This window comes from Serratia sp. CY84636, from assembly GCF_052166245.1.
In the GTDB taxonomy this organism is placed as follows: Bacteria; Pseudomonadota; Gammaproteobacteria; order Enterobacterales; family Enterobacteriaceae; genus Serratia; species Serratia nevei.
This window is the reverse complement of record NZ_JBJNOX010000002.1, coordinates 545,928-566,983: the sequence shown is the minus strand read 5'-3', so window position 1 is coordinate 566,983 and position 21,056 is coordinate 545,928. Positions and strand designations below refer to the sequence as shown.

21 protein-coding genes are annotated in these 21,056 nt (G+C 62.1%); 11 read left to right on the top strand and 10 right to left on the bottom strand.

The genetic code is table 11. The annotated features are described in order from the left end of the window. The first annotated feature begins 76 nt into the window (after window positions 1–76). Window positions 77–742: a peroxiredoxin-like family protein gene (locus ACJ8QI_RS07260; RefSeq protein WP_442532274.1), complete on the top strand. Its 666-nt coding sequence runs from the start codon at window positions 77–79 to the stop codon at window positions 740–742. 41 nt (window positions 743–783) lie between these two features. Here ACJ8QI_RS07260 and fumC read toward each other — a convergent pair whose 3' ends face one another. From fumC to ACJ8QI_RS07245, 3 genes are all read right to left on the bottom strand, one after another. After that, on the bottom strand, window positions 784–2,181 hold the full coding sequence (gene fumC / locus ACJ8QI_RS07255) for a class II fumarate hydratase (RefSeq protein WP_060419115.1): 1,398 nt from the start codon (window positions 2,179–2,181) through the stop codon (window positions 784–786). Between the two features lie 229 nt (window positions 2,182–2,410). After that, window positions 2,411–2,743: a hypothetical protein gene (locus ACJ8QI_RS07250; protein ID WP_102984751.1), complete on the bottom strand. Its 333-nt coding sequence runs from the start codon at window positions 2,741–2,743 to the stop codon at window positions 2,411–2,413. A gap of 237 nt (window positions 2,744–2,980) precedes the next feature. Continuing rightward, window positions 2,981–3,103 carry a hypothetical protein gene (locus tag ACJ8QI_RS07245; RefSeq protein WP_255359321.1) on the bottom strand — a complete coding sequence of 41 codons (123 nt, stop codon included), beginning with the start codon at window positions 3,101–3,103 and terminating at the stop codon, window positions 2,981–2,983. Window positions 3,104–3,220: 117 nt separating this feature from the next. Here ACJ8QI_RS07245 and manA point away from each other — a divergent pair, with 117 nt between their 5' ends. Both manA and ACJ8QI_RS07235 read left to right on the top strand, forming a co-directional pair. Continuing rightward, a complete protein-coding gene (gene manA, locus ACJ8QI_RS07240; protein WP_442532273.1) occupies window positions 3,221–4,399 on the top strand; it encodes a mannose-6-phosphate isomerase in 1,179 nt (392 codons plus the stop codon). 140 nt (window positions 4,400–4,539) lie between these two features. Next, window positions 4,540–6,072 (top strand): YdgA family protein, encoded by a 1,533-nt coding sequence (locus ACJ8QI_RS07235; RefSeq protein ID WP_442532272.1) that lies wholly within the window; start codon window positions 4,540–4,542, stop codon window positions 6,070–6,072. A gap of 44 nt (window positions 6,073–6,116) precedes the next feature. Here ACJ8QI_RS07235 and ACJ8QI_RS07230 read toward each other — a convergent pair whose 3' ends face one another. Beyond that, window positions 6,117–7,271 (bottom strand): serine hydrolase domain-containing protein, encoded by a 1,155-nt coding sequence (locus ACJ8QI_RS07230; protein ID WP_442532271.1) that lies wholly within the window; start codon window positions 7,269–7,271, stop codon window positions 6,117–6,119. A gap of 102 nt (window positions 7,272–7,373) precedes the next feature. Between ACJ8QI_RS07230 and ACJ8QI_RS07225 the strand changes: the two genes are divergently transcribed. Continuing rightward, window positions 7,374–8,282, top strand: coding sequence for a LysR family transcriptional regulator (locus ACJ8QI_RS07225; protein WP_100396350.1), 909 nt, complete (start codon window positions 7,374–7,376; stop codon window positions 8,280–8,282). 26 nt (window positions 8,283–8,308) lie between these two features. Here the strand turns inward: ACJ8QI_RS07225 and blaSRT are convergent, their stop codons facing one another. Then, entirely contained in the window at window positions 8,309–9,445 is a 1,137-nt protein-coding gene (blaSRT, locus tag ACJ8QI_RS07220; protein WP_060419126.1) for an SRT/SST family class C beta-lactamase, read from the bottom strand. Window positions 9,446–9,651: 206 nt separating this feature from the next. Here blaSRT and ACJ8QI_RS07215 point away from each other — a divergent pair, with 206 nt between their 5' ends. Further along, entirely contained in the window at window positions 9,652–10,533 is an 882-nt protein-coding gene (locus ACJ8QI_RS07215) for a LysR family transcriptional regulator (RefSeq protein ID WP_049196838.1), read from the top strand. Here the strand turns inward: ACJ8QI_RS07215 and ACJ8QI_RS07210 are convergent. Further along, window positions 10,530–11,561 (bottom strand): Mal regulon transcriptional regulator MalI, encoded by a 1,032-nt coding sequence (locus tag ACJ8QI_RS07210; RefSeq protein ID WP_033648213.1) that lies wholly within the window; start codon window positions 11,559–11,561, stop codon window positions 10,530–10,532. The two genes, ACJ8QI_RS07215 and ACJ8QI_RS07210, sit on opposite strands and share 4 nt — an antisense overlap. A 221-nt stretch (window positions 11,562–11,782) precedes the next feature. Between ACJ8QI_RS07210 and malX the strand changes: the two genes are divergently transcribed. Then, window positions 11,783–13,402 (top strand): maltose/glucose-specific PTS transporter subunit IIBC, encoded by a 1,620-nt coding sequence (malX, locus tag ACJ8QI_RS07205; protein ID WP_049201912.1) that lies wholly within the window; start codon window positions 11,783–11,785, stop codon window positions 13,400–13,402. Further along, entirely contained in the window at window positions 13,395–14,576 is a 1,182-nt protein-coding gene (locus ACJ8QI_RS07200; protein WP_060419132.1) for a MalY/PatB family protein, read from the top strand. Before malX ends, ACJ8QI_RS07200 begins: the two co-directional genes overlap by 8 nt. Before the next feature lie 32 nt (window positions 14,577–14,608). Here ACJ8QI_RS07200 and ACJ8QI_RS07195 read toward each other — a convergent pair whose 3' ends face one another. Together ACJ8QI_RS07195 and ACJ8QI_RS07190 are read right to left on the bottom strand one after the other, a co-directional pair. Further along, window positions 14,609–14,977 carry an NUDIX hydrolase gene (locus ACJ8QI_RS07195; protein WP_442532270.1) on the bottom strand — a complete coding sequence of 123 codons (369 nt, stop codon included), beginning with the start codon at window positions 14,975–14,977 and terminating at the stop codon, window positions 14,609–14,611. After that, entirely contained in the window at window positions 14,974–15,570 is a 597-nt protein-coding gene (locus tag ACJ8QI_RS07190) for an NUDIX domain-containing protein (protein WP_442532269.1), read from the bottom strand. Before ACJ8QI_RS07190 ends, ACJ8QI_RS07195 begins: the two co-directional genes overlap by 4 nt. 97 nt (window positions 15,571–15,667) lie before the next feature. Here ACJ8QI_RS07190 and ACJ8QI_RS07185 point away from each other — a divergent pair, with 97 nt between their 5' ends. The 3 genes from ACJ8QI_RS07185 to ACJ8QI_RS07175 all read left to right on the top strand — a co-directional run bounded on the left by ACJ8QI_RS07185 (window position 15,668) and on the right by ACJ8QI_RS07175 (window position 18,215). After that, window positions 15,668–16,423, top strand: coding sequence for a DeoR/GlpR family DNA-binding transcription regulator (locus ACJ8QI_RS07185; RefSeq protein ID WP_049201919.1), 756 nt, complete (start codon window positions 15,668–15,670; stop codon window positions 16,421–16,423). Between the two features lie 136 nt (window positions 16,424–16,559). Then, the gene (add, locus tag ACJ8QI_RS07180) at window positions 16,560–17,558 is read left to right on the top strand and encodes an adenosine deaminase (protein WP_048323276.1); all 999 of its coding nucleotides are present in this window, start codon (window positions 16,560–16,562) and stop codon (window positions 17,556–17,558) included. Window positions 17,559–17,669: 111 nt separating this feature from the next. Beyond that, complete coding sequence (locus ACJ8QI_RS07175; protein ID WP_141969065.1) at window positions 17,670–18,215, top strand: AAA family ATPase; 546 nt, start codon at window positions 17,670–17,672, stop codon at window positions 18,213–18,215. Window positions 18,216–18,226: 11 nt separating this feature from the next. Here ACJ8QI_RS07175 and ACJ8QI_RS07170 read toward each other — a convergent pair whose 3' ends face one another. Together ACJ8QI_RS07170 and ACJ8QI_RS07165 are read right to left on the bottom strand one after the other, a co-directional pair. Next, a complete protein-coding gene (locus tag ACJ8QI_RS07170) occupies window positions 18,227–19,231 on the bottom strand; it encodes a bile acid:sodium symporter family protein (protein WP_130018004.1) in 1,005 nt (334 codons plus the stop codon). Window positions 19,232–19,303: 72 nt separating this feature from the next. Continuing rightward, complete coding sequence (locus tag ACJ8QI_RS07165; RefSeq protein ID WP_442532268.1) at window positions 19,304–20,344, bottom strand: oxidoreductase; 1,041 nt, start codon at window positions 20,342–20,344, stop codon at window positions 19,304–19,306. Window positions 20,345–20,566: 222 nt separating this feature from the next. Between ACJ8QI_RS07165 and ACJ8QI_RS07160 the strand changes: the two genes are divergently transcribed. Beyond that, window positions 20,567–21,007 (top strand): DUF2569 domain-containing protein, encoded by a 441-nt coding sequence (locus tag ACJ8QI_RS07160; protein ID WP_089180846.1) that lies wholly within the window; start codon window positions 20,567–20,569, stop codon window positions 21,005–21,007. Window positions 21,008–21,056: the final 49 nt, after the last annotated feature.

The following is a 21,056-nucleotide window of genomic DNA, read 5'->3' as shown; positions in this document are numbered from 1 at the left end:
GCATTTATTGCAGTCTACACGCGCCATTCAGGAATGGGCAAGATGAGTGCAACCCTCATTCCCGTCAGGAGAACGCATGACACTACAAGACAAACTCGATGCCTTCAAAGCGGAGTTCGAATCCGGCCAACTGCCGTTCACACTCACAGAACAAGAGCACGCGCTGATGCGTAAGGCGATCCAAACGCAGATCGCTGCCGGCATCGCCGAACGCGCCCTGAAGGTCGGCGACGCCGCGCCCGGCTTTACCCTGTCGGACGGCGAAAACCGGCCATGTTCCTCCGCGGCGCTGTTGGCGAAGGGCCCGCTGGTCGTCAGTTTCTATCGCGGGATCTGGTGCCCCTACTGTACGCTCGATCTGCAGGCCCTGCAGGCCGCATTGCCCGCCATCACGCAGCACGGCGCGCAGCTCGTGGCCGTTTCGCCGCAGAGCGCGGTGCATAACCGCCAGGCCATGCGCGATCACGATCTCACCTTTGCGCTGCTCAGCGATGCCGGCAACCGTCTGGCGGCCCAATTCGGCCTGCGTTATCGCCTGCCGGACGCGCTGATCGCCCTGTATCAACAGCGGCTCGGCCTCGATTTGGCGCAGTTCAACCAGGATGATAGCTGGACGCTGCCGCTGCCGGCGCGGTTCGTCATCGCCCGCGATGGCCGTATCGCCTATGCCGAAGCGCACGCCGATTACACCCGGCGGCCTGAGCCGCAGGCGCTGTTGTCGGTGCTGGAGAGATTGGCTTGAAAAGACGGGGCGCAAACGCGCCCCGTTTGAACATGACGTGATTATTTCTGCATGCTGCCGACCATCGCTTCCGGCCGCACCCACTCGTCGAACTGCGCGTCGGTCAGGTAGCCGAGCTTCAGCGCCGCGGCTTTCAGCGTCAGCCCTTCCTTGTGCGCTTTCTTGGCGATTTCCGCCGCCTTGTCGTAGCCGATGTGGGTGTTGAGCGCCGTCACCAGCATCAGCGATTCGTTCAGCAGCTGGGTGATGCGATCGCGGTTCGGTTCGATGCCCACCGCGCAGTGCTCGTTGAAGCCCTGCATGCCGTCGGCCAGCAGGCGAATCGACTGCAGGTAGTTGTGGATCACCATCGGGCGGAACACGTTCAGCTCGAAGTTGCCGGAAGCGCCGCCGATGTTCACCGCCACGTCATTGCCCAGCACCTGGGCGCACAGCATGGTCATCGCCTCGCACTGGGTCGGGTTAACTTTGCCCGGCATGATGGAGCTGCCCGGTTCGTTCTCCGGGATCGAAATCTCGCCGATGCCGCAGCGCGGGCCGGACGCCAGCCAGCGCACGTCGTTGGCGATCTTCATCAGCGAAGCCGCCAGCCCTTTCAGCGCGCCATGTCCTTGCACCAGCGCGTCGCAGGTCGCCAGCGCTTCGAACTTGTTCGGGGCGGTGACGAACGGCTGATGGGTCAACTCCGCCAGCGCTTTGGCCACGCGCACCGCGTACTCAGGATGGGTGTTCAGGCCGGTGCCAACCGCCGTGCCGCCCAGCGCCAGCTCGGCGATGTGCGGGATACTGTCTTCGATGTGCTTCAGGTTGTGCGCCAGCATCGCCGCCCAGCCGGAGATCTCCTGCCCCAGGGTCAGCGGCGTGGCGTCCTGCAGGTGGGTGCGGCCGATTTTGACGATGTCGCGGTAGGCTTCGGCCTTGTCGCTCAGCGTCTTGTGCAGCACTTTCAGCTCGGGGATCAGGTGCTCGCGCAGCGCAATCACCGCCGCCACGTGCATCGCGGTGGGAAACACGTCGTTGGAGCTCTGGCTTTTATTGACGTCGTCGTTCGGGTGCACCTTGCGCTCTTCACCGCGCACGCCACCCAGCAGCTCGCTGGCGCGGTTGGCCAACACTTCGTTCATGTTCATGTTGGTCTGGGTGCCGGAACCGGTTTGCCAGATGGACAGCGGGAACTGATCGGCATGGCTGTCCGCCAGCACTTCGTCGGCGGCGTTGATGATGGCGGCGCCCCGCTCGGCCGGCAGCAGCCCCAGATCCACGTTCACCTGCGCAGCGGCGCGCTTGGTCAACGCCAGCGCATGGATCAGCGCGGTCGGCATCTTTTCGGAGGAAATGCGGAAATGCGCCAACGAGCGCTGGGTCTGCGCGCCCCACAGCTTGTCGGCCGGTACTTCGATGGGGCCCATAGAGTCTTTTTCGATACGAACGCCTGCCATCATTGTCTCCTTAGCATAATTCCTAAAATTGTAGGGTTAGGCCGACGCGCTACCCTCCGTCGGCACGCACTCCCAGTATAGTGACATAATAACTATTCGCATTAAGAGAGTTATCTCACAGCACGTTTCATCTCTTTTACTCCTTCATGACGCGGTTATTTGCCGCCGGTTAACCCGCGCCAAAATAAACGGCCGGGCATGCCCCGGAGAATAAAAGCGTGGGTCACGATTAACGCGGATGGCGCGAATTAAAATTATTGATGCGCTGGGCCTGTAAATGATTGAGCTCATCGATGCGTTGCTGCTGCAGATGATTGATTTCGTCGTAGGCGTCCTGCCGTTCATTATGGCGATAGGCCCCGGTCGCCACCGCGCCGGCGGTGAGCGCCAGCGGATGGGCCACGGGCGCGATCGCGGCGGGAAGCACGACCGGCGCGGGTGCAACGACAATCGGCGCCGGCGCGATCACCACAGTGCGCGGCGCGGCGTAAGGATAGGTGACAATCACCGCCGCCTGGGCTGCGCCGGTGCAAAGCCCCAACAGCAACAACAGTTTTTTCATGCAACAGACCTCTGGTTTCGTTAAATCGACTCGTTAGCCCTTACGGTAAAGAGGTCTGGCGCGCCGGTTTAAGCTCGGCGTGTGATCGCCCCGCGCAGCGCGAAAATAATAATAAGGGAATGGCTCAGACGGTAAAAAATAAATTCAGCCGACATATTTTGACATGCTGAAAAATAAATAATGAGGCAGGATGCCCGGGCTATCGGCAATAACCCCATTGCCCCAAAGAATAATCGATTAGCGGCTTTTGACGGCCGCCTTGAGGCCCAGTGCGCCATTTGAGGCGCCGATCGTTATCACGTTATACTTTGGCCCGTTGCCGGGCGCGACGTTATCCGGCGTTATTTTGATCGCGCCCATGATTTTTCCCGCCGACGCGGGCGTATGATGGTCGTCGGCATAGATTAAGTTAATCTTATAAAATCAGTGAGTTATTGCTATGCAGTGCGGCAATGACGCAGAAGGACGTTTATCGACATGCAAAAAATGACCAACGCGGTACAGAATTACGCCTGGGGCAGCCACGATGCGCTGACCCGTCTTTACGGCATCGCCAACCCCGATAATCAGCCGATGGCCGAACTGTGGATGGGCGCCCATCCCAAGAGCCCTTCCCGCGTGCCGGGCGCCGATGGCGCACTGCGTTCGCTGCGCGAGCTGATCGATGAAGACCAGCCAAAGCAACTGGGCGCCGACGTCGCCAGCCGCTTTGGCGAGTTGCCGTTCCTGTTTAAAGTGCTGTGCGCCGATCAACCGCTGTCGATCCAGGTCCACCCGAGCAAAGCGGCGGCCGAGATCGGCTTCGCGAAAGAGAACGCCGCCGGCATCCCGCTGAGCGCCGCCGAACGCAATTACAAAGACCCCAATCACAAGCCCGAACTGGTGTTCGCCCTGACGCCGTTCCTGGCGATGAACGGCTTTCGCGAACTGACCGATATCGTTTCCCTGCTGCAGCCGATCGCCGGCGCGCACCACGACATCGCCACCTTCCTGCAGCAGCCGGACACCGCGCATCTGTCCACCCTGTTCGCCAGCCTGTTGACCATGAGCGGCGAGCAAAAGTCGCTGGCGCTCGGCGTGCTGAAAGCCGCGCTCAACAACCAGCAGGGCGAGCCCTGGGATACAGTGCGCTTTATCGCCGGCTTTTATCCGGACGACAGCGGCCTGTTCTCACCGCTGCTGCTGAACGTGGTGCAGCTCGCGCCGGGCGAAGCGATGTTCCTGTACGCGGAAACACCGCACGCCTACCTGAAAGGGGTGGCGCTGGAGGTGATGGCCAACTCGGATAACGTGCTGCGCGCGGGCCTGACGCCGAAATTCATCGACGTGCCTGAGCTGCTGGCCAACCTGCAGTTCCGCCCACAGCCGGCGTCCGGCCTGCTGACCCAGCCGGAGCAACGCGGCAACGAGCTGTTCTTCCCGATCCCGGTGGAGGATTTCGCCTTCTCGCTGCACGATTTAACCGCCGCACCGCAGGCGCTGGCGCAGCGAAGCGCGGCCATCATGTTCTGCGTCGCCGGCGAAGCGACGCTGGAAAAATCAGGGCAGCGCCTGACGCTCAAGCCGGGCGAATCCTGCTTTATCGGGGCTTTCGAATCCCCGGTCAACGTCAGCGGCGGCGGCCGCATCGCCCGGGTTTATAACCAGCTGACCTAACCGTTGATAAATTTCAGCAAATTGCTTGCTGAAAGCGAGAGCTACCCCCACAATTAAACGCCTGCGGGCGTTGTTTGTCGGCCCCTATTTGCCCCTCCCGCGCAACGGAGGGTGATAAGAAAAAAGGATGAAACAGAGCTATGAAAAAATCGTTAGTCGCTGTCAGCGTCATTGTGGTTCTTGGCGCAGCATGGACCGGGGCATCCTGGTACACCGGGAAACTGATCGAGCAGCACATGGGCGAAGTCGTCGACAACGCCAACGGCCAGCTGAAAGCTTACCTGCCGAAAGCCGGCGTGAAGCTGAGCTATGAAAATTACCAGCGCGGCCTGTTCAGCAGTAAAGTGCGTTATGTGCTGCGTTCCGACGGCACGGATACCAGTGAAAACGCGGCGCTGAAAGCCGGTGAAGAAGTGGCGTTCCTGGAAACCATCGATCACGGCCCGTTCCCCTTCGCCCAGCTGAAAAAATTCAATCTGCTGCCGAGCATGGCGTCGGTGCATACCGAGCTGGAAAATACCCCGGCGGTGAAAGGTCTGTTTGACACCACCAAAGGCAAATCGCTGTTTACCGCCGATTCGCGCATCTCTTACAGCGGGGACACCTCGTCTGCCATCGACATCATCCCGCTAGACTACCAAAAAGATAAGTCTTCGCTGAAATTCAGCGGCGCCACCATTAACGCTGACGTGTCCAGCGATCTGAAAAAATTCGTGCTGGACGCCAATAGCGACAATATCGTGTTCGCCAGCCCGAACGAATTCGGTCAAAACGAGCAGATCACCTTCCAGGGCTTCAACCTGAAAGGCAACAGCAACGAGAGCAAGTTCCGTGTGAAGCTCGGCGATCAGACGATGACGCTGAAGCAGTTCAAACTGACGATCGACGGTAAAGATACCGTGGCGCTGGACGGTTTCAACCTGGTGAGCAAGTTCGGCGAGCAAGGCAGCAGCAACATCGGCGGCCAGATCGACTACACCATGGACGCGCTCAAGGTGCAGGGCAACGACTTCGGCGCCGGCAAGCTGGCGCTGAAAATCGACAACGTCGACGGCAAGGCGCTGAAAGACTTCGCCGACAGCTACAACCGCCAGACCATGGCGCTGCTGCAACAGGGCGAGAACCTGGATCCGGCCGTGTATGAGCAGCAAAACGCCGAACTGCTGCAAAAGAACCTGCCGCTGCTGCTGAAAGGCAACCCGAGCCTCAGCATCGCACCGCTGAGCTGGAAAAACAGCAAGGGCGAGAGCACCTTCACGCTGGATCTGGCGCTGACCGATCCGAGCAAGGCCGCTTCCCCGGCACAATCGCCGGATCAGCTGATCGCGCAGGCGGTTAAAAAGCTGGATATCAACCTGACCATTCCGGAAGCGATGGCTACCGAAGTGACCGCGAAAACCGCGCTGTTGCAGGGTTACAACGAGGAAGACGCGCAGAAACTGGCGCAGCAGCAAGTGCAGGGCCTGGCGGCCATGGGCCAGATGTTCAAGCTGACCACCCAGAAAGACGGCGTGATCGCGAGCACGTTCCACTATGCCGACAATCAGGTTGACCTGAACGGCAACAAAATGTCGCTGCAGGAGTTCATCGGCCAGTTCGGCCTGCTGGGCGCCCCGGCGGAAGACGGCGAACCGGCGCAGGATGCACAACCTGCTCCGGCACCGGCGCAGTAAGCGTTTGAAAGCCTGATCAAGGGCCCCAATGGGGCCCTTTTTATTTACGCCGCGTAAACCGCATCGCGGATCTGCTGCGGATAGCGGCCGCACATGCCCTCAAACGCGGTGTTGGTCAGTATCACCACGCTCAGCTGCGCCTGTGGGTCAAAGAACCAGCTGTGGCCGTAAACCCCGCCCCAGGTCAGCGTGCCGGCATGCTGCGGCGTCTGTGCCGCTTCTGCGTCCACCAGCAGCGCCCCGCCAAAACCGAATCCCCAGCCCGGCCCTTGCGTTTGCGCCTGCGCACCCACGTGCGGGCTGCGCAGCAACGCCACCGTGTCCGGCTGCAAAATACCCTGCCCGCCGCTGCGCAATGCCTCCACCAGCTTCAGCACGTCGTCGGCATCGCCGACCATGCCCGCGCCGCCGGAAGGATAGGCCCCGGCGTTGAGCGCCCGCATCGGTGAAAACAGCACTTCGCCCCCCGCCATCTCCTCCGGCAGCGCCACCCGCAGGCCTTCATGCATGCGCTGCGGCCCTTGCGGGGTGTTGTAATACGGCGTCGCCAGGTTCGCGGCGTCCGTCGCATGGAACGCGGTATTGCCAAGCCTCAGCGGCTGCGCCACCCATTCGACAAACAGCTGCGGCAGCGGCATGCCCGTCACCCGTTCCAGCACCGCGCCTAGCACATCGATCGCCAGCGAATAGTTGAAACGCTCCCCCGGCGCCGACAGCAACGGCGCCTGCGCCAGCAGCCGCAGGTTTTGCTCCAGCGTCAGCGTCGACAGTTCCACGCCGTCCTGGATCCCCAACTGGTGGTAAACGCCCGTCGGCGGCTGGTTCAGCCGATAGTCCAGCCCGGCGGTATGGCTCAGCAAATGACGAATCTTGATCGCCGGGCGCCGGCCATCGGCGAGCGCCGGAGTAAACCACGGCAGCCACTCGCTGACCGCGTCGTCCAGGCTCAGCTTGCCCTGTTCGATCAGGCGCAGCGTCGCCAGCGTGGTGTAGGGTTTGGAGACCGACGACAGCCGGAACTGCGTTTCTCGCCGCATCGGCCGCCGCGCTTCGCGATCGGCATAGCCGGTCGCCCCGGCATACCAAATCTCGCCCTGCCGCGCCACCAGCACCACGCTACCCACGATGCGCCCTTCGGCCATCGCCTGTTGATCGATCGCCGCGATCCGTTCTGTTAACGCCCGTTGTTCTGCCGACATGATTTTCATCTCGCTAATGGAAAGTAAAATCAGTCTAAAAGGTTCGTCATAAATTAAAATAAGGCATAATTTAATGAATCATTAAGCACAGGTTATTGATAGATGAGTTCACTCCTGCAGCTGCTGCCCTATTTCGAAGCCGTCGCACGCCTGGGCAACTTTACCCGCGCGGCCAGCCAGCTCGGCGTCACGCCGCCGGCGGTGTCGCAAAACATTCAGGCGCTGGAGAATCAGCTGGGAGTGCGGCTATTTCACCGCACCAGCCGCTCGGTGCGCCTCAGCGACGAGGGCCGGTTGTTCTATCAGAAGGTGTCGCCGGCGATGAGCCAGATCGACGTGGCGGCGGACGACGTGCGCGCCCTGGGCGCACAGCCGGCGGGCCTGCTGCGCATCACGCTGCCGCAGCTGGCCGCCTCGCTGCTGGTGATGCCGCACCTGGCGGAATTTCAACGGCGCTATCCCGACGTGCAACTGGAGCTGTTTACCGAAGACCGCTTTTCCGATCTGGTGCTGGGCAGTTTCGATGCCGGCATTCGCATGCACGCCATGCTGCAAAAAGACATGATCGCCGTGCCGATCGACAACGGCCAGCGCCGGGTGCTGGTCGCCTCGCCCGACTATCTGGCGCGTTGCGGCGTTCCGGCCACGCCGGACGATTTGCCTGCTCACCACTGCCTGCGCTACCGTTTCCCCGGCAGCGGCAAACTGGAACCCTGGTATTTTAGCCTGGGCGACGATGAACGCGCGCTGGACGTCAGCGGCAGTTTGATTTTTAACGAAGATCGGCTGATCAAAGATGCCGCGTTGGCGGGCCTGGGTATCGCACAGCGTTTTCAGGGCACGGTGTTGCAGGAGCTGGCGCAGGGGCAACTGGTGGAAGTGCTGCCGGGTTACGCCAGCGAAGCGTCGGGCTTTTTCATCTACTTTCCCGCCGGCAAGCATCTGCCGCTCAAGCTGCGCGCCTTTATCGATTTCATGCGCGAGCGGCGTGAACGGCAGCACCGGTGGTAGGGGCGCCTCGCCGGCGCCCCTGACCGTCAGCGCTTCTCCAGCGCCTGGATGATGTGGTAAGCCGCTTCGACGCGATCGTCGTTCGGGAACCACTTGTTGGCCAGCATCACCACGGCGATATTCTTCGCCGGGATAAATACCGCGTAGGTGGAGAAACCGCCGGTGGAGCCGGTTTTGTTATACCAGCCGGCGCGCAATTCCGGCTGCGGCGGCGTGATGGCGCTGGCCGGCGTGCCGTTCATGATCATCCCGGCGTTGTTGCCTTCAATCAAACGCGACAGTTTCACCGGATACGGGTAGTTCTCCCACATCAGATCCTGCGTGAACGCGCCCGCCTTGTAATAACCGACGTGCGTCGCGGCCAGCGCGTCGCGCCACGGCTGCGCTACCTTCACCTGCTGCAGGTTGGCGTCCAGATAGCGAATCAGATCGCGGGCGTTGGACTTGATGCCGTAAGACTCGGCGTCCAGCGGGCCAGGATTGACCCGCACCGGCTTATCGTCCTTGCTGTAACCCTGCGCATAGTTGGCCATCTGCGCCGCCGGCACCTGCACGTAGGTGTGGCTCATGCCCAACGCCGGCAGCATCCCCTGTTCCATCGCCTGGATAAACGGCTGGTCGAGGCTCTTGGCGGCGATCATGCCCAGCATGCCGATGCCGAGGTTGGAATAGACGCGGTAGCTGCCCGCCGGGTGCTTCGGCTGCCAGGCCCGGTAGTAGGCCATCAGCTGGGCGTTGTTGGTCACGTCGTCCGGCACGAACAGCGGCAGGCCGGAGGTGTGCGTCGCCAGATTCAGCAGGCTGACGCCGTCGAAGGCGCTGCCGCGCAGCTCGGGCAGATAGTGGCTGGCCGGGTCTTTAAACGACAGTTTGCCCTGCTGCTGCGCATAGACCGCCAGCGTCGCGGTGAAGGTTTTGCTCAGCGAGCCCACTTCAAACAGCGTCTGCTCGGTGATCGGTTTACCGGTCTGCTTCGAGGCGACGCCATACGGGTAAATCTGCTGTTTGCCGTCGACCGACACGGCGATCGCCATGCCCGGCACGCCGTATTTTTTCATCAGCGGCTGAATAACGGCGTCGATATCCTGCTGCTGTGCGGCGTGCGCGGTCGGCAGGATCAGTGCGGCGATCAGCGCGGCCGCCAGGCGATTCATTTTCGTCATGATAGAAGCTCTTAGGTTGCAGGGCATCGGCCGCGGCCAAAAGTTTTTATTGGCGTTATATACGGCGCTTTCCCTGATTGATGATGTCATTCCTTTACGGCTGCCGTGACACTCTGAGCAGCCGCGCCAAATATCGGATTTTGCCGCCGGGTTGACAAGCGATAATAATTTCAGCCAGCATAAAGAAAAACTTATGGCTATCGACAATGCGCAATCGACTTCCCCTCAACGCCCTGCGGGCGTTCGAATCCTCCGCTCGTCACCTGAACTTCACCCGCGCCGGTCTGGAGCTGCGCGTCACCCAGGCCGCCGTCAGCCAGCAGGTGCGCATGCTGGAAGAACAGCTGGGCATTCAGCTGTTCCGCCGCCTGCCGCGCGGGCTGGATCTGACCGAAGAGGGCCAGGCGCTGCTGCCGGTATTGAGCGACGCCTTCGACCGCATCGAGGCGGTGCTGCAGCAGTTCGAAGGCGGGCATTTCCACGAGGTGCTGACGGTGGCGGTGGTCGGCACCTTCGCCGTCGGCTGGCTGATGCCGCGGCTGGCGGCGTTCCGCACGGCGCACCCGTTTATCGATCTGCGGGTGCTCACCCACAACAACCTGGTCAATCTGTCGGCCGACGGCATGGATTTCGCCATCCGCTTCGGCGAAGGGCTCTGGCCCGCCACCTGCAATATCAAGCTGTTCGACGCGCCGCTGACGGTGCTCTGCCCGCCGGCGGTCGCCGCGCGCCTGCGCACGCCGCAGGATCTGCAGCACGAGCAGCTGATGCGCACCTACCGCAAGGATGAATGGGAGCGCTGGTTCGCGGCGGCACAGGTGACGCCGTGGCGGATCAACGGCCCGGTGTTCGACTCGTCAAGGCTGATGGTGGAAGGCGCGATCCAGTGCGACGGCGTGGCGCTGGCGCCGGTCAGCATGTTCCGCCGCGAACTGGCCGCCGGCGCGCTGCAGCGGCCGTTTGCCGCCGAGGCCGCGCTCGGCGCCTATTGGCTGACCCATTTGAAATCGCGGGATCTGACGCCGGCGATGAAAACCTTTATCGGCTGGATCCGCCGGGAGGCGGAAGAGGAACAGCGGCAGGGCTAGGCGGAACCGCGCCGGATCAGCGTCGGCGGCAGAATGACGTTCTGCGCCGGCAGGTCGGCGTCACCGATGCGCTGCAGCAGGCGCGCGGCGGCGCTGCGCCCCACTTCCCGCGCCGAGCTGGAGACGAAGGTCAGCGGCGGCTCGGTCAATTCGGCCTCCGGCACGTCACCGAAGCCGATCAGCGCCACCTGCCGCCCGTAGTAGGCGTCTACCCCGTCCGAACCGATGCTGCGGCCGCTGCGCGCCAGGCCAAAATAGGCGCCGAGCGCCACCGACGCCTTGTGGCAGACGATAGCGGTGATATTCGGGTAATGGCGCAGCAGTTGCTCCGCCGCTTCCGCCGCCTGGCGCTGCCGGCAATCGCACTCGACGATCCATTCGCTGCGAAACGGCAGGCCGTACTGCACCAGCGTGGCGCAAAAGCCGCCCAGCCGCTCGGCGCGCGTCAATGAATCGCTCTGGCCGCCGAGGTAGGCGATTTGGCTGTGGCCGCGCTTGATCAAAAATTCGGTGGCCAGCTTGGCGGCCTGCATGTTGTCCGGCCGCACCACGTCCACGCCATCGAGACCGCTGGAGCGCGCCACGCAGACCAGCGGTACGCCCTGCTCGGCCGCCTTCTCCTTCAGGCCCGCCGCCGCGCGAATGCCGCCCGCCAGCACGATGCCGTCGACGCCCTGCGCCAGCAGCGCGTCAAACGCCCGCTGCAGGCCCTGGCCGTCGCGCCCGCTCTGCGTCAAAAACAGCAGCTTGTCGTGCGCCTCCAGCGCTTCGCTCAGCCCGGCGGTCATTTCGGCATAGAAGGGTTCGCAGATGTCGCGCAGAATAAGGCCAATCACTCCGGACTCCCCGCCGCGCAGCGTCGCCGCCTGGCGATTGCGCACGTAGCCCAGTTGCTCTATCGCCTGATTGACCTTCTCGACGGTGGTCGGCGAAATGCGCCCCTTGCCGCTCAACACCAGGGAAACCGTGGTGACCGACACGCCCGCCTGCTGCGCCACATCGGTGATGGTGATTTTTTTGATGCTCATAGTCTCTGCGAACCCGTTCCTGGGCAACCCGCCGTAATGATCAAGGGTATACCGAATCCGTTAGCTCAGTAAAACGTTTTACTGCCTGCCGCATTGTCGCCAAAAACCGGGCGGCAGATTTGTGATTGGCGGCGCATTTTTGCTAGGTAAAACGTTTTATCTTCTTTTTACCTAATCAGAAGTCCCCTTTTTGCTCGTCTTTTCGCCAGGAGAAGTCGGTTATGTCAGCAGCCAACAAACCAAAAATCACCCTCTGGGAGTTCTTCCAGAGCCTGGGCAAAACCTTCATGTTGCCCGTCGCCTTGCTCTCTTTCTGCGGCATCATGCTGGGGATCGGCAGCTCGCTGAGCAGCCGCGACGTGATCACCCTGATGCCGTTTATCGGCCACCCGATCTTCCAGCTGATCTTTACCTGGATGAGCAAGGTCGGTTCCTTCGCCTTCAGCTTCCTGCCGGTGATGTTCGCCATCGCCATTCCGCTGGGCATGGCGCGTGAGAACAAGGGCGTCGCCGCCTTCTCCGGCTTCGTCGGCTTCGCCGTGCTGAATCTGGGCACCAATTTCTACCTGACCGCCGCCGGCGTGCTGCCCACCAGCGATCCGCTGGTGCTGAAAGCCAACAACATCCAGAACATTCTCGGCATTCAGTCGATCGATACCGGCATCCTCGGCGCGGTGATCGTCGGCATCATCGTCTATCGCCTGCATGAACGTTTCCACACCATCCGCCTGCCGGACGCGCTGGCGTTCTTCGGCGGCACGCGCTTCGTGCCGATCGTCACCACCGTGGTGCTGGGCCTGTGCGGCCTGGTGATCCCGCTGATCTGGCCGTGGTTCGCCGCCGGCATCACCGGGCTGGGCTGGGTGATCAACAGCGCCGGCGCCTTTGGCCCGATGCTGTTCGGCACCGGCGAACGCTTGCTGCTGCCGTTCGGCCTGCAGCACATACTGGTGGCGCTGATCCGCTTTACCGAGGCGGGCGGCACGATGGAAGTGTGCGGCCACAGCGTCAGCGGCGCCCTGACCATCTTCCAGGCGCAGCTCTCCTGCCCAACCACCACCGGCTTCGCCGAGAGCGCCACTCGCTTCCTGTCGCAGGGTAAAATGCCGGCGTTCCTCGGCGGGCTGCCGGGCGCGGCGCTGGCGATGTATCACTGCGCTAAACCTGAGAACCGCCATAAAATCAAAGGGCTGTTGATTTCCGGCGTGGTGGCCTGCGTGGTCGGCGGCACCACCGAGCCGATCGAGTTCCTGTTCCTGTTCGTCGCGCCGTTCCTCTACCTGATCCACGCACTGCTCACCGGGTTGGGCTTTACCGTGATGGCGCTGCTGGGCGTGACCATCGGCAACACCGACGGCAATATCATCGACTTCGTGGTGTTCGGCATTCTGCACGGCACCGCCACCAAGTGGTATCTGGTGCCGGTGGTGGCCGCCGTCTGGTTTGTCGGCTATTACGCCATTTTCCGCTTCGCCATCCAGCGCTTTAACATCAAAACGCCGGGCCGCGAAAGCGACAGCGCCGTCAGCCAGAGCGCGCCGGCCGGCGCGGTGGGCAAATCCGGCTACAACGTGCCGGCGATTTTGGCGGCGCTCGGCGGCCCGGACAACATCATCACGCTGGACAACTGCATCACCCGCCTGCGCCTGTCGGTCAACGACATGAGCCGGGTGGACGACGCGGCGCTGAAGGCCAACCGCGCCATCGGCGTGGTGCATCTCAACGAGCATAATCTGCAGGTGGTGATCGGCCCACAGGTGCAATCGGTGAAGGATGAATTAGACTCACTGATAGCCACGGCGCAACCTGCCGCGGCGCTGCAGGGAGCCACCCATGTTTGATTTCGCCACCCCGATCGACCGCCACGGCACCTGGTGCACCCAGTGGGACTATATCGCCGATCGCTTCGGCAGCGCCGATCTGCTGCCGTTCACCATCTCCGATATGGATTTCGCCACCGCGCCGTGCATTCTCGAGGCGTTGCAGCAGCGCCTGCAGCACGGCGTGCTGGGCTACAGCCGCTGGCAGCACGAGGATTTTCTCGGCGCGCTGCGCCACTGGTATCAGCAACGTTTCAACGCCGCCATCGACACCGCAACGGCGGTGTACGGCCCTTCCGTTATCTACATGGCGGCGCAGCTGATCCGCCAATGGTCCGTACCGGGCGACTACGTGGTGACCCATACTCCGGCCTACGACGCCTTCTACAAGGTGATCCTCGCCAACCAGCGCCAGCTGTTGGCCTGCCCGCTGCAAAAAGCCGGCGACGACTGGCGCTGCGACATGGCGCACCTTGAGGCCTTGCTGGCGCGGCCGCAGACCAAGATCCTGCTGCTGTGCAGCCCGCATAACCCCACCGGCAAAGTGTGGCGCCGCGACGAGCTGCAGCAGATGGCCGAACTGTGCGAGCGCCACGACGTGCGCGTCATCAGCGATGAGATCCACATGGACATGGTCTGGGGGGAACACCGCCATACGCCGTGGAGCCAGGTGGCGACCGGCGGCTGGGCCCTGCTGACCTCCGGCTCCAAGAGTTTCAATATCCCGGCGCTGACCGGCGCCTACGGCTTCATCAGCGACGACGCCAGCCGCGAAGCCTACTTCCAGCAGCTCAAAGCCCGCGACGGCCTCTCCTCGCCGGCGGTGCTGGCGGTCGCCGCGCACGTGGCCGCCTATCGCCACGGAGAACCCTGGTTGGATTCCCTGCGCGACTATCTGCAGGATAATCTGACCTACGTCGCCGAGCGGTTGGAACAGGCGTTTCCGGCGCTGGGCTGGCGCCCGCCGCAGGCCACCTACCTGGCCTGGATCGATCTGCGGCCGTTGGCCGTTGACGATCGGGCGCTGCAGCAGGTGCTGATCGAGCGCGAAAAGGTGGCGATCATGCCGGGCTTTACCTACGGCGAGGAAGGTCGCGGGTTCCTGCGCCTCAACGTCGGCTGCCCGCGCAGCAAGTTGGAGGCCGGCATGGACAAGCTGATCGCCGGATTGCGGTTGGTGCTGGGCGAGCAATAGCGCGAGGGGGCGAGCCTCCGCCCGCCCCTCGATTACCCCTGAACAGGCGGAATGTCCTCCAGGCGGCGATAGACCGTCAGGCCCCACTCGTTGGCCAACCGCACGTCGTTATCGGCTCCTGCAGACGCCCCTTCGATGCGATACACCGCCTGACACTGCGTAATCAGCCGGTGGGCCACCGGGTAAAGAAACGCCTCGCTCACCGCATCGCCAACCTGAGTGGAACCCGCCGCCGCCGCCAAAGGCAGCGCCAGCCACTCGCCGATCACCGGCACGTGCCCCCGCTGGTAAACCGCCAGCGCCGCCTGTTCCAGGCGCGCCAGATTGGCGGCGATACGCTGCGGATCGCCATCGGTGCCGCTGCGATAGGGGCCGGCGATCAAGATTTGTTGGGCTTTCATCGTTCTTCCTCCAATGTCCGGTTCAAGGCGACAAACTGCAGCAGCATGATGGTCTTGGCGTCAACGATCGTGCCCTGGCGAACCGCCTGCAGGGCTTGCGCCAGCGGCAGCTCGAGCACATCCAGATCTTCCCCCTCCGCCGCCACCCCGCCGCCCTCGTTGATGCGGTCGCCCGCCTGATATTCGCCGACGAAAAAGTGCAGCTTCTCGGTGACCGAGCCTGGGCTCATGTAGGCTTCGAACACCTTTTCCACGCTCTGCACGAAATAGCCGGTTTCCTCTTCCGCTTCGGCGCGGATGCGCGCCTCCGGCGACGCGTTGTCCAGCAAACCGGCGGCGGCCTCAATCAACATGCCGTCATGGCCGTTGACGAACACCGGAAAACGGAACTGGCGCGTCAGGATCACCGTTTGCGCCTGCCGGTTGAACAGCAAAATCACCGCGCCATCGCCGCGATCGTAGGTCTCACGGCTTTGTCGCTGCCAAACGCCGTCGCGCCGCAGAAAATCAAAGGTGGTTTTTTTCAGCAGGTACCAGTCATCGGACAACACCCGGGTTTCGACAATGCGAACCCTGTCTTTGGTGGCTATCATCGGTTTACTCCGCCAGAGGAAGGAAATTGATACTATCGTGCAGTTTCGTGTATGATCAAGATATTTCGTGCAAACCAAATTTGAGAGGAACATGGCCATGTTGACCAGCCAGCGCAAGAAAATCATTCTGGAAAAACTGGCTCAGGACGGCCAGGTATTGGCCAAGCAGCTCAGCGAAATGTTCGGGCTGTCGGAAGATACTGTCCGGCGCGATTTGCGCGAACTGGACGCCGAGGGGTTGCTGCAGCGGGTGCATGGCGGCGCCCTGCCGGTTTCTTCCGCCATTGCCAGCTTTGCCGAACGCAATCAGTTGGAATCCGGCGCCAAACGCGCGATCGCCAAAGCGGCAGCTGCGCTGATCGCCCCCGGCCAGGTAGTGATTATCGACGGTGGCACCACCTCTGCAGAGCTGGTCAGGCAGTTGCCGCTCAACTTGAACGCCACCATCGTCACCCACAGCCCCAGCGTCGCCGTGGGCCTGGTCGATCACCCCACGGTCGAGGTGATCCTGATCGGCGGCCGGCTGTACAAGCATTCGATCGTCAGCGTCGGCGCCGCCGCGGTGGAAGCGATGTCGCATATTCGCGCCGATCTCTATTTTATGGGCGTGACCGGCGTGCACCCCACTGCAGGGCTGAGCACCGGCGATCTGGAAGAGGCCTACATCAAACGCGCGCTGGCGGCCCGCGCGGCGGAAACCGTGGTGCTGGCCTCCGCCGCCAAGCTTAACGCCGCCTCGCAGTATGCGATCGGTGACATTACGCTGGCGCATACCATCATCGTTGAACGCGCCACCGACGACGCATTGATCGCGCCGTTGCAGCAGGCGGGCGTCAGCGTGTTGAAAGCCTGATTCACGGCGATAATGCGACATACCTCGCATTATTTGTGATTCACATCACTTTTTTATGCAACGAGATGGCAAGTTTCATTCATTTGTTTTTATACTGTTCTGCACTTTACCTACGATAAATTAGCGAGTGCCCAGCATGATCGATCCCCGCCTACCGCTTACCGACATTCACCGCCATCTTGACGGCAACATCCGCGCGCAGACCATTCTCGACCTCGGTCGCCAGTTCAATCTCGCCCTGCCGGCCAACGATTTGGAGAGCCTGCGCCCGCACGTGCAGATCACCCATGCCGAACCGGATCTGGTCAGCTTCCTGCAGAAACTGGACTGGGGCGTAGCGGTGCTGGGCGATCTGGACGCCTGCCGCCGGGTGGCTTACGAAAACGTCGAGGACGCCGCCAACGCCGGTCTGCACTACGCCGAGCTGCGTTTTTCCCCTTACTACATGGCGATGAAACACCAACTGCCGGTCGCCGGCGTGGTGGAAGCGGTGATCGACGGGATCCGTTCGGGCTGCCGCGATCGCGACATCGACATTCGCCTGATCGGCATCATGAGCCGCACCTTTGGCGAGGCCGCCTGTCTGCAGGAATTGGAAGGGTTACTGGCGCACCGCGACGGCATTACCGCGTTGGATTTGGCGGGCGATGAGCTGGGCTTCCCCGGCAGCCTGTTCCTCAGCCACTTCAACCGCGCGCGCGACGCCGGCCTGCGCATCACCGTGCACGCGGGCGAAGCCGCCGGCCCGGAAAGCATCTGGCAGGCGATCCGCGAGCTGGGCGCCGAACGTATCGGCCACGGGGTGAAAGCGGTCGACGATCCGGCGCTGATGGACTTCCTGGCGGAACACGGCATCGGCATCGAGTCCTGCCTGACCTCCAACATCCAGACCAGCACCGTGCCGTCACTGGCGCAGCATCCGCTGGCCACCTTCCTGCGCCACGGCGTGCTGGCGTCGATCAACACCGACGATCCGGCGGTTCAGGGCATCGAGATCGAGCACGAATACCGCGTCGCCGCGCCGCAGGCCGGGCTGACGCCGGAGGAAATCCGCACCGCGCAGGAAAATGGCCTGAAGCTGGCTTTCCTCAGCGAACAGGAAAAACAGGCGCTGCGCGCCAAAGTGCAGGGCTAAATCTCCCCAAGGCGCCAAACGGCGCCTTCTTCTCATCCCCCATATTCTTCCGCCTGCTCGTCTTTAACACTGTTTTCACCCCATCGCTCTGCTGCAAGAGAGGAATTCCGCATGTCTGACAAACTGCGCCGCATCGTGCTGACCGGCGGCCCGGGTTCGGGCAAAAGCACGCTCATCGACGTTCTTCATCGCCGTGGTTACCCACACTCCCTGGAGGCGGGCCGGGCGATTATTCAGGATCAGGTGAGTATTGGGGGCAATGCGCTACCGTGGGGCGATCGTCAGGCTTTCGCCGAGCGGATGCTCGATTGGGAACTGCATTCATGGCACGAAGCGACGGGGGCAACATGCTGGTTCTTCGATCGCGGGCTGCCGGATATCGCCGGTTACCTGACGCTGTGCGGATTATCGATCCCCGCCCCCTTAACGGCGGCGATCGACGCCTTTCGCTATACCGATACGGTGTTCATCGCCCCGCCGTGGCGAGCGATTTATGCGCAGGACAGCGAGAGAAAACAATCTTTCGCCGAAGCCGAGCAGACCTATCGGGCGATGGTGACCACCTATCGCCGTTATGGCTATCGGCTGCAAGAGCTGCCGCGCGCTTCACCCGACGAGCGCGCCGACTTTCTGCTCGACGCGCTGAGCCACCGTTAGCGGCCTGCGGCCTATTTGGCCACCAGCGCCTCCGCTTCGGCCCGCTGTTTGGCGGTTTTACGCGCATAGCGCTGCGCCAGCACCGCGCACACCATCAGCTGCACCTGGTGGAAAATCATCAGCGGCAGCACCATGGCGCCCACCGCAGCAGCCGGGAACAGCACGTTGGCCATCGGAATGCCGTTCGCCAGGCTCTTTTTCGAGCCGCAGAAGACGATGGTGATCTCATCGGCGGTGTTGAAGCCCAGCCAGCGCGCCGCATAGGTGTTGATCACCAGCACCACCGTCAGCAGCACCAGCGACATCACCAGGATGGTCAGCAGCGACCAGCCGTCGATGCGATGCCAAATCCCTTCAACCACCGCCGCGCTGAACGCGGTATACACCACCAGCAGGATCGACGAACGGTCAGTCAGGTTGATCAGTTTGCGATGACGGTCGATCCACTTGCCGATCAGTGGCCGCGCCAGGTGACCGACCACAAATGGCACCATCAATTGCAGAATGATCGAACCGATGGCGTGCAATACGTCGGTATTGCCGCCCTGGGTATGCATCAACGCGCCCACCAGCAGCGGCGACAGGAACACGCCGAGAATGCTCGACGCCGAGGCGCTGCAGATCGCCGCCGCCACGTTGCCGCCCGCCGCCGACGTAAAGGCGATGGCCGATTGCACCGTGGCCGGCAGCGCGCACAGGTAGAGGAAGCCGAGATAGACCGTCGGCGTCATGATGCCCGGCACCAGCAGGTTCATCGCCAGCCCGAGCAGCGGGAACAGCGCAAAGGTGCTGAGGAACACCAGCAGGTGCAGCTTCCAGTGACTCATGCCGGCGACGATCGCCTCGCGCGACAGCTTGGCGCCGTGCATAAAGAACAGCAGCGCGATGGCGGCGGTGGTCAGGTGTTCAAAGAAGGTTTTCCAGATGCCTTCGCAGGGGAACAGCGAGGCGACGATCACCACCAAAATCAGAACCAGCAAAAATTTATCAATGCGTAAACGCTGCAACCAAGACATGAAACGGATTTCCTTGCACGTAAAGTCGTAAAAAGGCCCGACGTTGCGCCGGGCACAGAGAAATGAACGGGATCAGACCACCGGCAGCGCCTGCTGCAGCCGGGCCGATTCCAGCCCCAGTTCGATCAATGCCATCACCGCAATGGCGTCGGCGGCCGGCACCGGGTTTTCGCCTGTGCCGGCGATCGCGTCGCGCACCGCGGCGTAATAAGCCGGGTAGTTGCCGGGAATGTTGAGCAGCGGTTGCTCCGCCAGCAGATCTCCACGTGACAGCGTCACCACTCCATCGCGCATGTCATAGCCCCAGTCGGCCTGCGGCAGGCGCTCGGCGACCTTCAGCCGGTCTTCCTGCGGATCCAGACCGTATTTGACATAGCTGCCGCGGGTGCCGTGCACCACGTAGCGCGGGCTCTCTGCCGCCACCAGCATGCTGGCGTGCAGCACCACACGGCGATCGCCATAGCTCAGCAGCGCGTGGAAATAATCCACCGCCTGCGCCCCCGGCCGCAGCTCCCCCAGATCGACGAACAGTCGCTCGGGTTTGCCGAAGAGTTGCAGCGCCTGATCGAGCAGATGCGGCCCCAAATCGAACCAGATGCCGCTGCCGACGCCGCCCTGTTCGCGCCAACGCTGGCGCACCTGCGGCCGGTAGCGATCGAAATGCGACTCGAAATAGACCACCTCGCCCAGCGAACCGTCGTTCAGCAATGCTTTAAGGGTGAGGAAATCACTGTCCCAGCGGCGATTGTGGAACACCGACAGCAGTAAACCACTCTGCTGCGCCTGCTGTTGCAGCGCCTGTGCTTGTGACAATGTCACGGTAAACGGTTTATCCACCACCACGTGCTTGCCGGCGGCCAACGCCTGCTGCGCCAGCGGGAAATGGGTATCGTTGGGGGTAGGAATTACGATCAGATCGAGGGCCGGATCGGCGAACAGCGCCTGCGCATCACCCACCACCGTCATCGACGGCCAATCGGCGTGCACTTTGCCGGCGTCGCTGCTGGAGACGGCGGCCAGCTCCAGCCCCGGCGTACCGGCGATCAGCGGCGCATGAAAGGTTTTGCCGGCGTAGCCGTAACCGACCAGCCCGACACGAATTTTCTCAGCCATGGGATTTCCTCTTGCTGGCTCACGACAGACCCTTTCGATTTGACACCATGCGGCCGGATGGAACAAGAAGTAAATAAGATGTTAATTCGACGCAGGGCCGGCGTAGCCAAACGTGCGGCCCGGCGTCGCGATGCCGAGCTATCCGCTTGATAGGGATGACGAAGCCTATATTACCCGCTAAGCTATGCCGCCTGTGATCCCCGTTTCAATCAGGAAGCCTTTATGTCTCAAGCTGAATACACTCGTATCGGCGGTTGGTTGCTGGCCCCGTTGGCCTATCTGATCGTCACCCTGCTCAGCGCCAGCCTGATGCTGCTCCTGTACGCCATGGCGATCTTCATGCCCGAGTCGCGCGACTATCTGTTGACCAACGCCCAGGCATTTACCCTGCAGTGGTACTTTTCGGTGCTGACCACACTCTTGATGTGGTGCTTCACCCTGTGGCTGGTGTTTTTGTTTTGCCAGCGTTCGCAGCGCTTCCCCAAGCTGTTCTTGTTATGGCTGCTGATCACGGTAATTCTGGCGGTGAAAGCCTTCGCCTTCGCGCCGGTACCGGATGAAGTGGCGGTGCGCAGCCTCGGCTGGCCGCTGCTGATGGCGGCGCTGCTGGTGCCTTACATCAAGCGTTCGCAGCGGGTCAAAGGGACCTTTACCGAACGTTAAAGGGAGTTGCAGCACGTTTTATTGGGTGATTTGTGTAAATTTTCGCCAA

Coding starts and splice junctions, on each gene's coding strand:
- ACJ8QI_RS07185 (WP_049201919.1), top strand. CDS start 15,668: ATGTTGACCAGCCAGCGCAAGAAAATCATTCTGGAAAAACTGGCTCAG.
- ACJ8QI_RS07195 (WP_442532270.1), bottom strand. CDS start 14,977: ATGAAAGCCCAACAAATCTTGATCGCCGGCCCCTATCGCAGCGGCACC.
- add (WP_048323276.1), top strand. CDS start 16,560: ATGATCGATCCCCGCCTACCGCTTACCGACATTCACCGCCATCTTGAC.
- ACJ8QI_RS07245 (WP_255359321.1), bottom strand. CDS start 3,103: ATGGGCGCGATCAAAATAACGCCGGATAACGTCGCGCCCGGCAACGGG.
- ACJ8QI_RS07190 (WP_442532269.1), bottom strand. CDS start 15,570: ATGATAGCCACCAAAGACAGGGTTCGCATTGTCGAAACCCGGGTGTTG.
- blaSRT (WP_060419126.1), bottom strand. CDS start 9,445: ATGACGAAAATGAATCGCCTGGCGGCCGCGCTGATCGCCGCACTGATC.
- manA (WP_442532273.1), top strand. CDS start 3,221: ATGCAAAAAATGACCAACGCGGTACAGAATTACGCCTGGGGCAGCCAC.
- ACJ8QI_RS07165 (WP_442532268.1), bottom strand. CDS start 20,344: ATGGCTGAGAAAATTCGTGTCGGGCTGGTCGGTTACGGCTACGCCGGC.
- ACJ8QI_RS07230 (WP_442532271.1), bottom strand. CDS start 7,271: ATGTCGGCAGAACAACGGGCGTTAACAGAACGGATCGCGGCGATCGAT.
- ACJ8QI_RS07170 (WP_130018004.1), bottom strand. CDS start 19,231: ATGTCTTGGTTGCAGCGTTTACGCATTGATAAATTTTTGCTGGTTCTG.
- ACJ8QI_RS07200 (WP_060419132.1), top strand. CDS start 13,395: ATGTTTGATTTCGCCACCCCGATCGACCGCCACGGCACCTGGTGCACC.
- fumC (WP_060419115.1), bottom strand. CDS start 2,181: ATGGCAGGCGTTCGTATCGAAAAAGACTCTATGGGCCCCATCGAAGTA.
- ACJ8QI_RS07210 (WP_033648213.1), bottom strand. CDS start 11,561: ATGAGCATCAAAAAAATCACCATCACCGATGTGGCGCAGCAGGCGGGC.
- ACJ8QI_RS07160 (WP_089180846.1), top strand. CDS start 20,567: ATGTCTCAAGCTGAATACACTCGTATCGGCGGTTGGTTGCTGGCCCCG.
- ACJ8QI_RS07175 (WP_141969065.1), top strand. CDS start 17,670: ATGTCTGACAAACTGCGCCGCATCGTGCTGACCGGCGGCCCGGGTTCG.
- ACJ8QI_RS07215 (WP_049196838.1), top strand. CDS start 9,652: ATGCGCAATCGACTTCCCCTCAACGCCCTGCGGGCGTTCGAATCCTCC.
- ACJ8QI_RS07250 (WP_102984751.1), bottom strand. CDS start 2,743: ATGAAAAAACTGTTGTTGCTGTTGGGGCTTTGCACCGGCGCAGCCCAG.
- malX (WP_049201912.1), top strand. CDS start 11,783: ATGTCAGCAGCCAACAAACCAAAAATCACCCTCTGGGAGTTCTTCCAG.
- ACJ8QI_RS07225 (WP_100396350.1), top strand. CDS start 7,374: ATGAGTTCACTCCTGCAGCTGCTGCCCTATTTCGAAGCCGTCGCACGC.
- ACJ8QI_RS07235 (WP_442532272.1), top strand. CDS start 4,540: ATGAAAAAATCGTTAGTCGCTGTCAGCGTCATTGTGGTTCTTGGCGCA.
- ACJ8QI_RS07260 (WP_442532274.1), top strand. CDS start 77: ATGACACTACAAGACAAACTCGATGCCTTCAAAGCGGAGTTCGAATCC.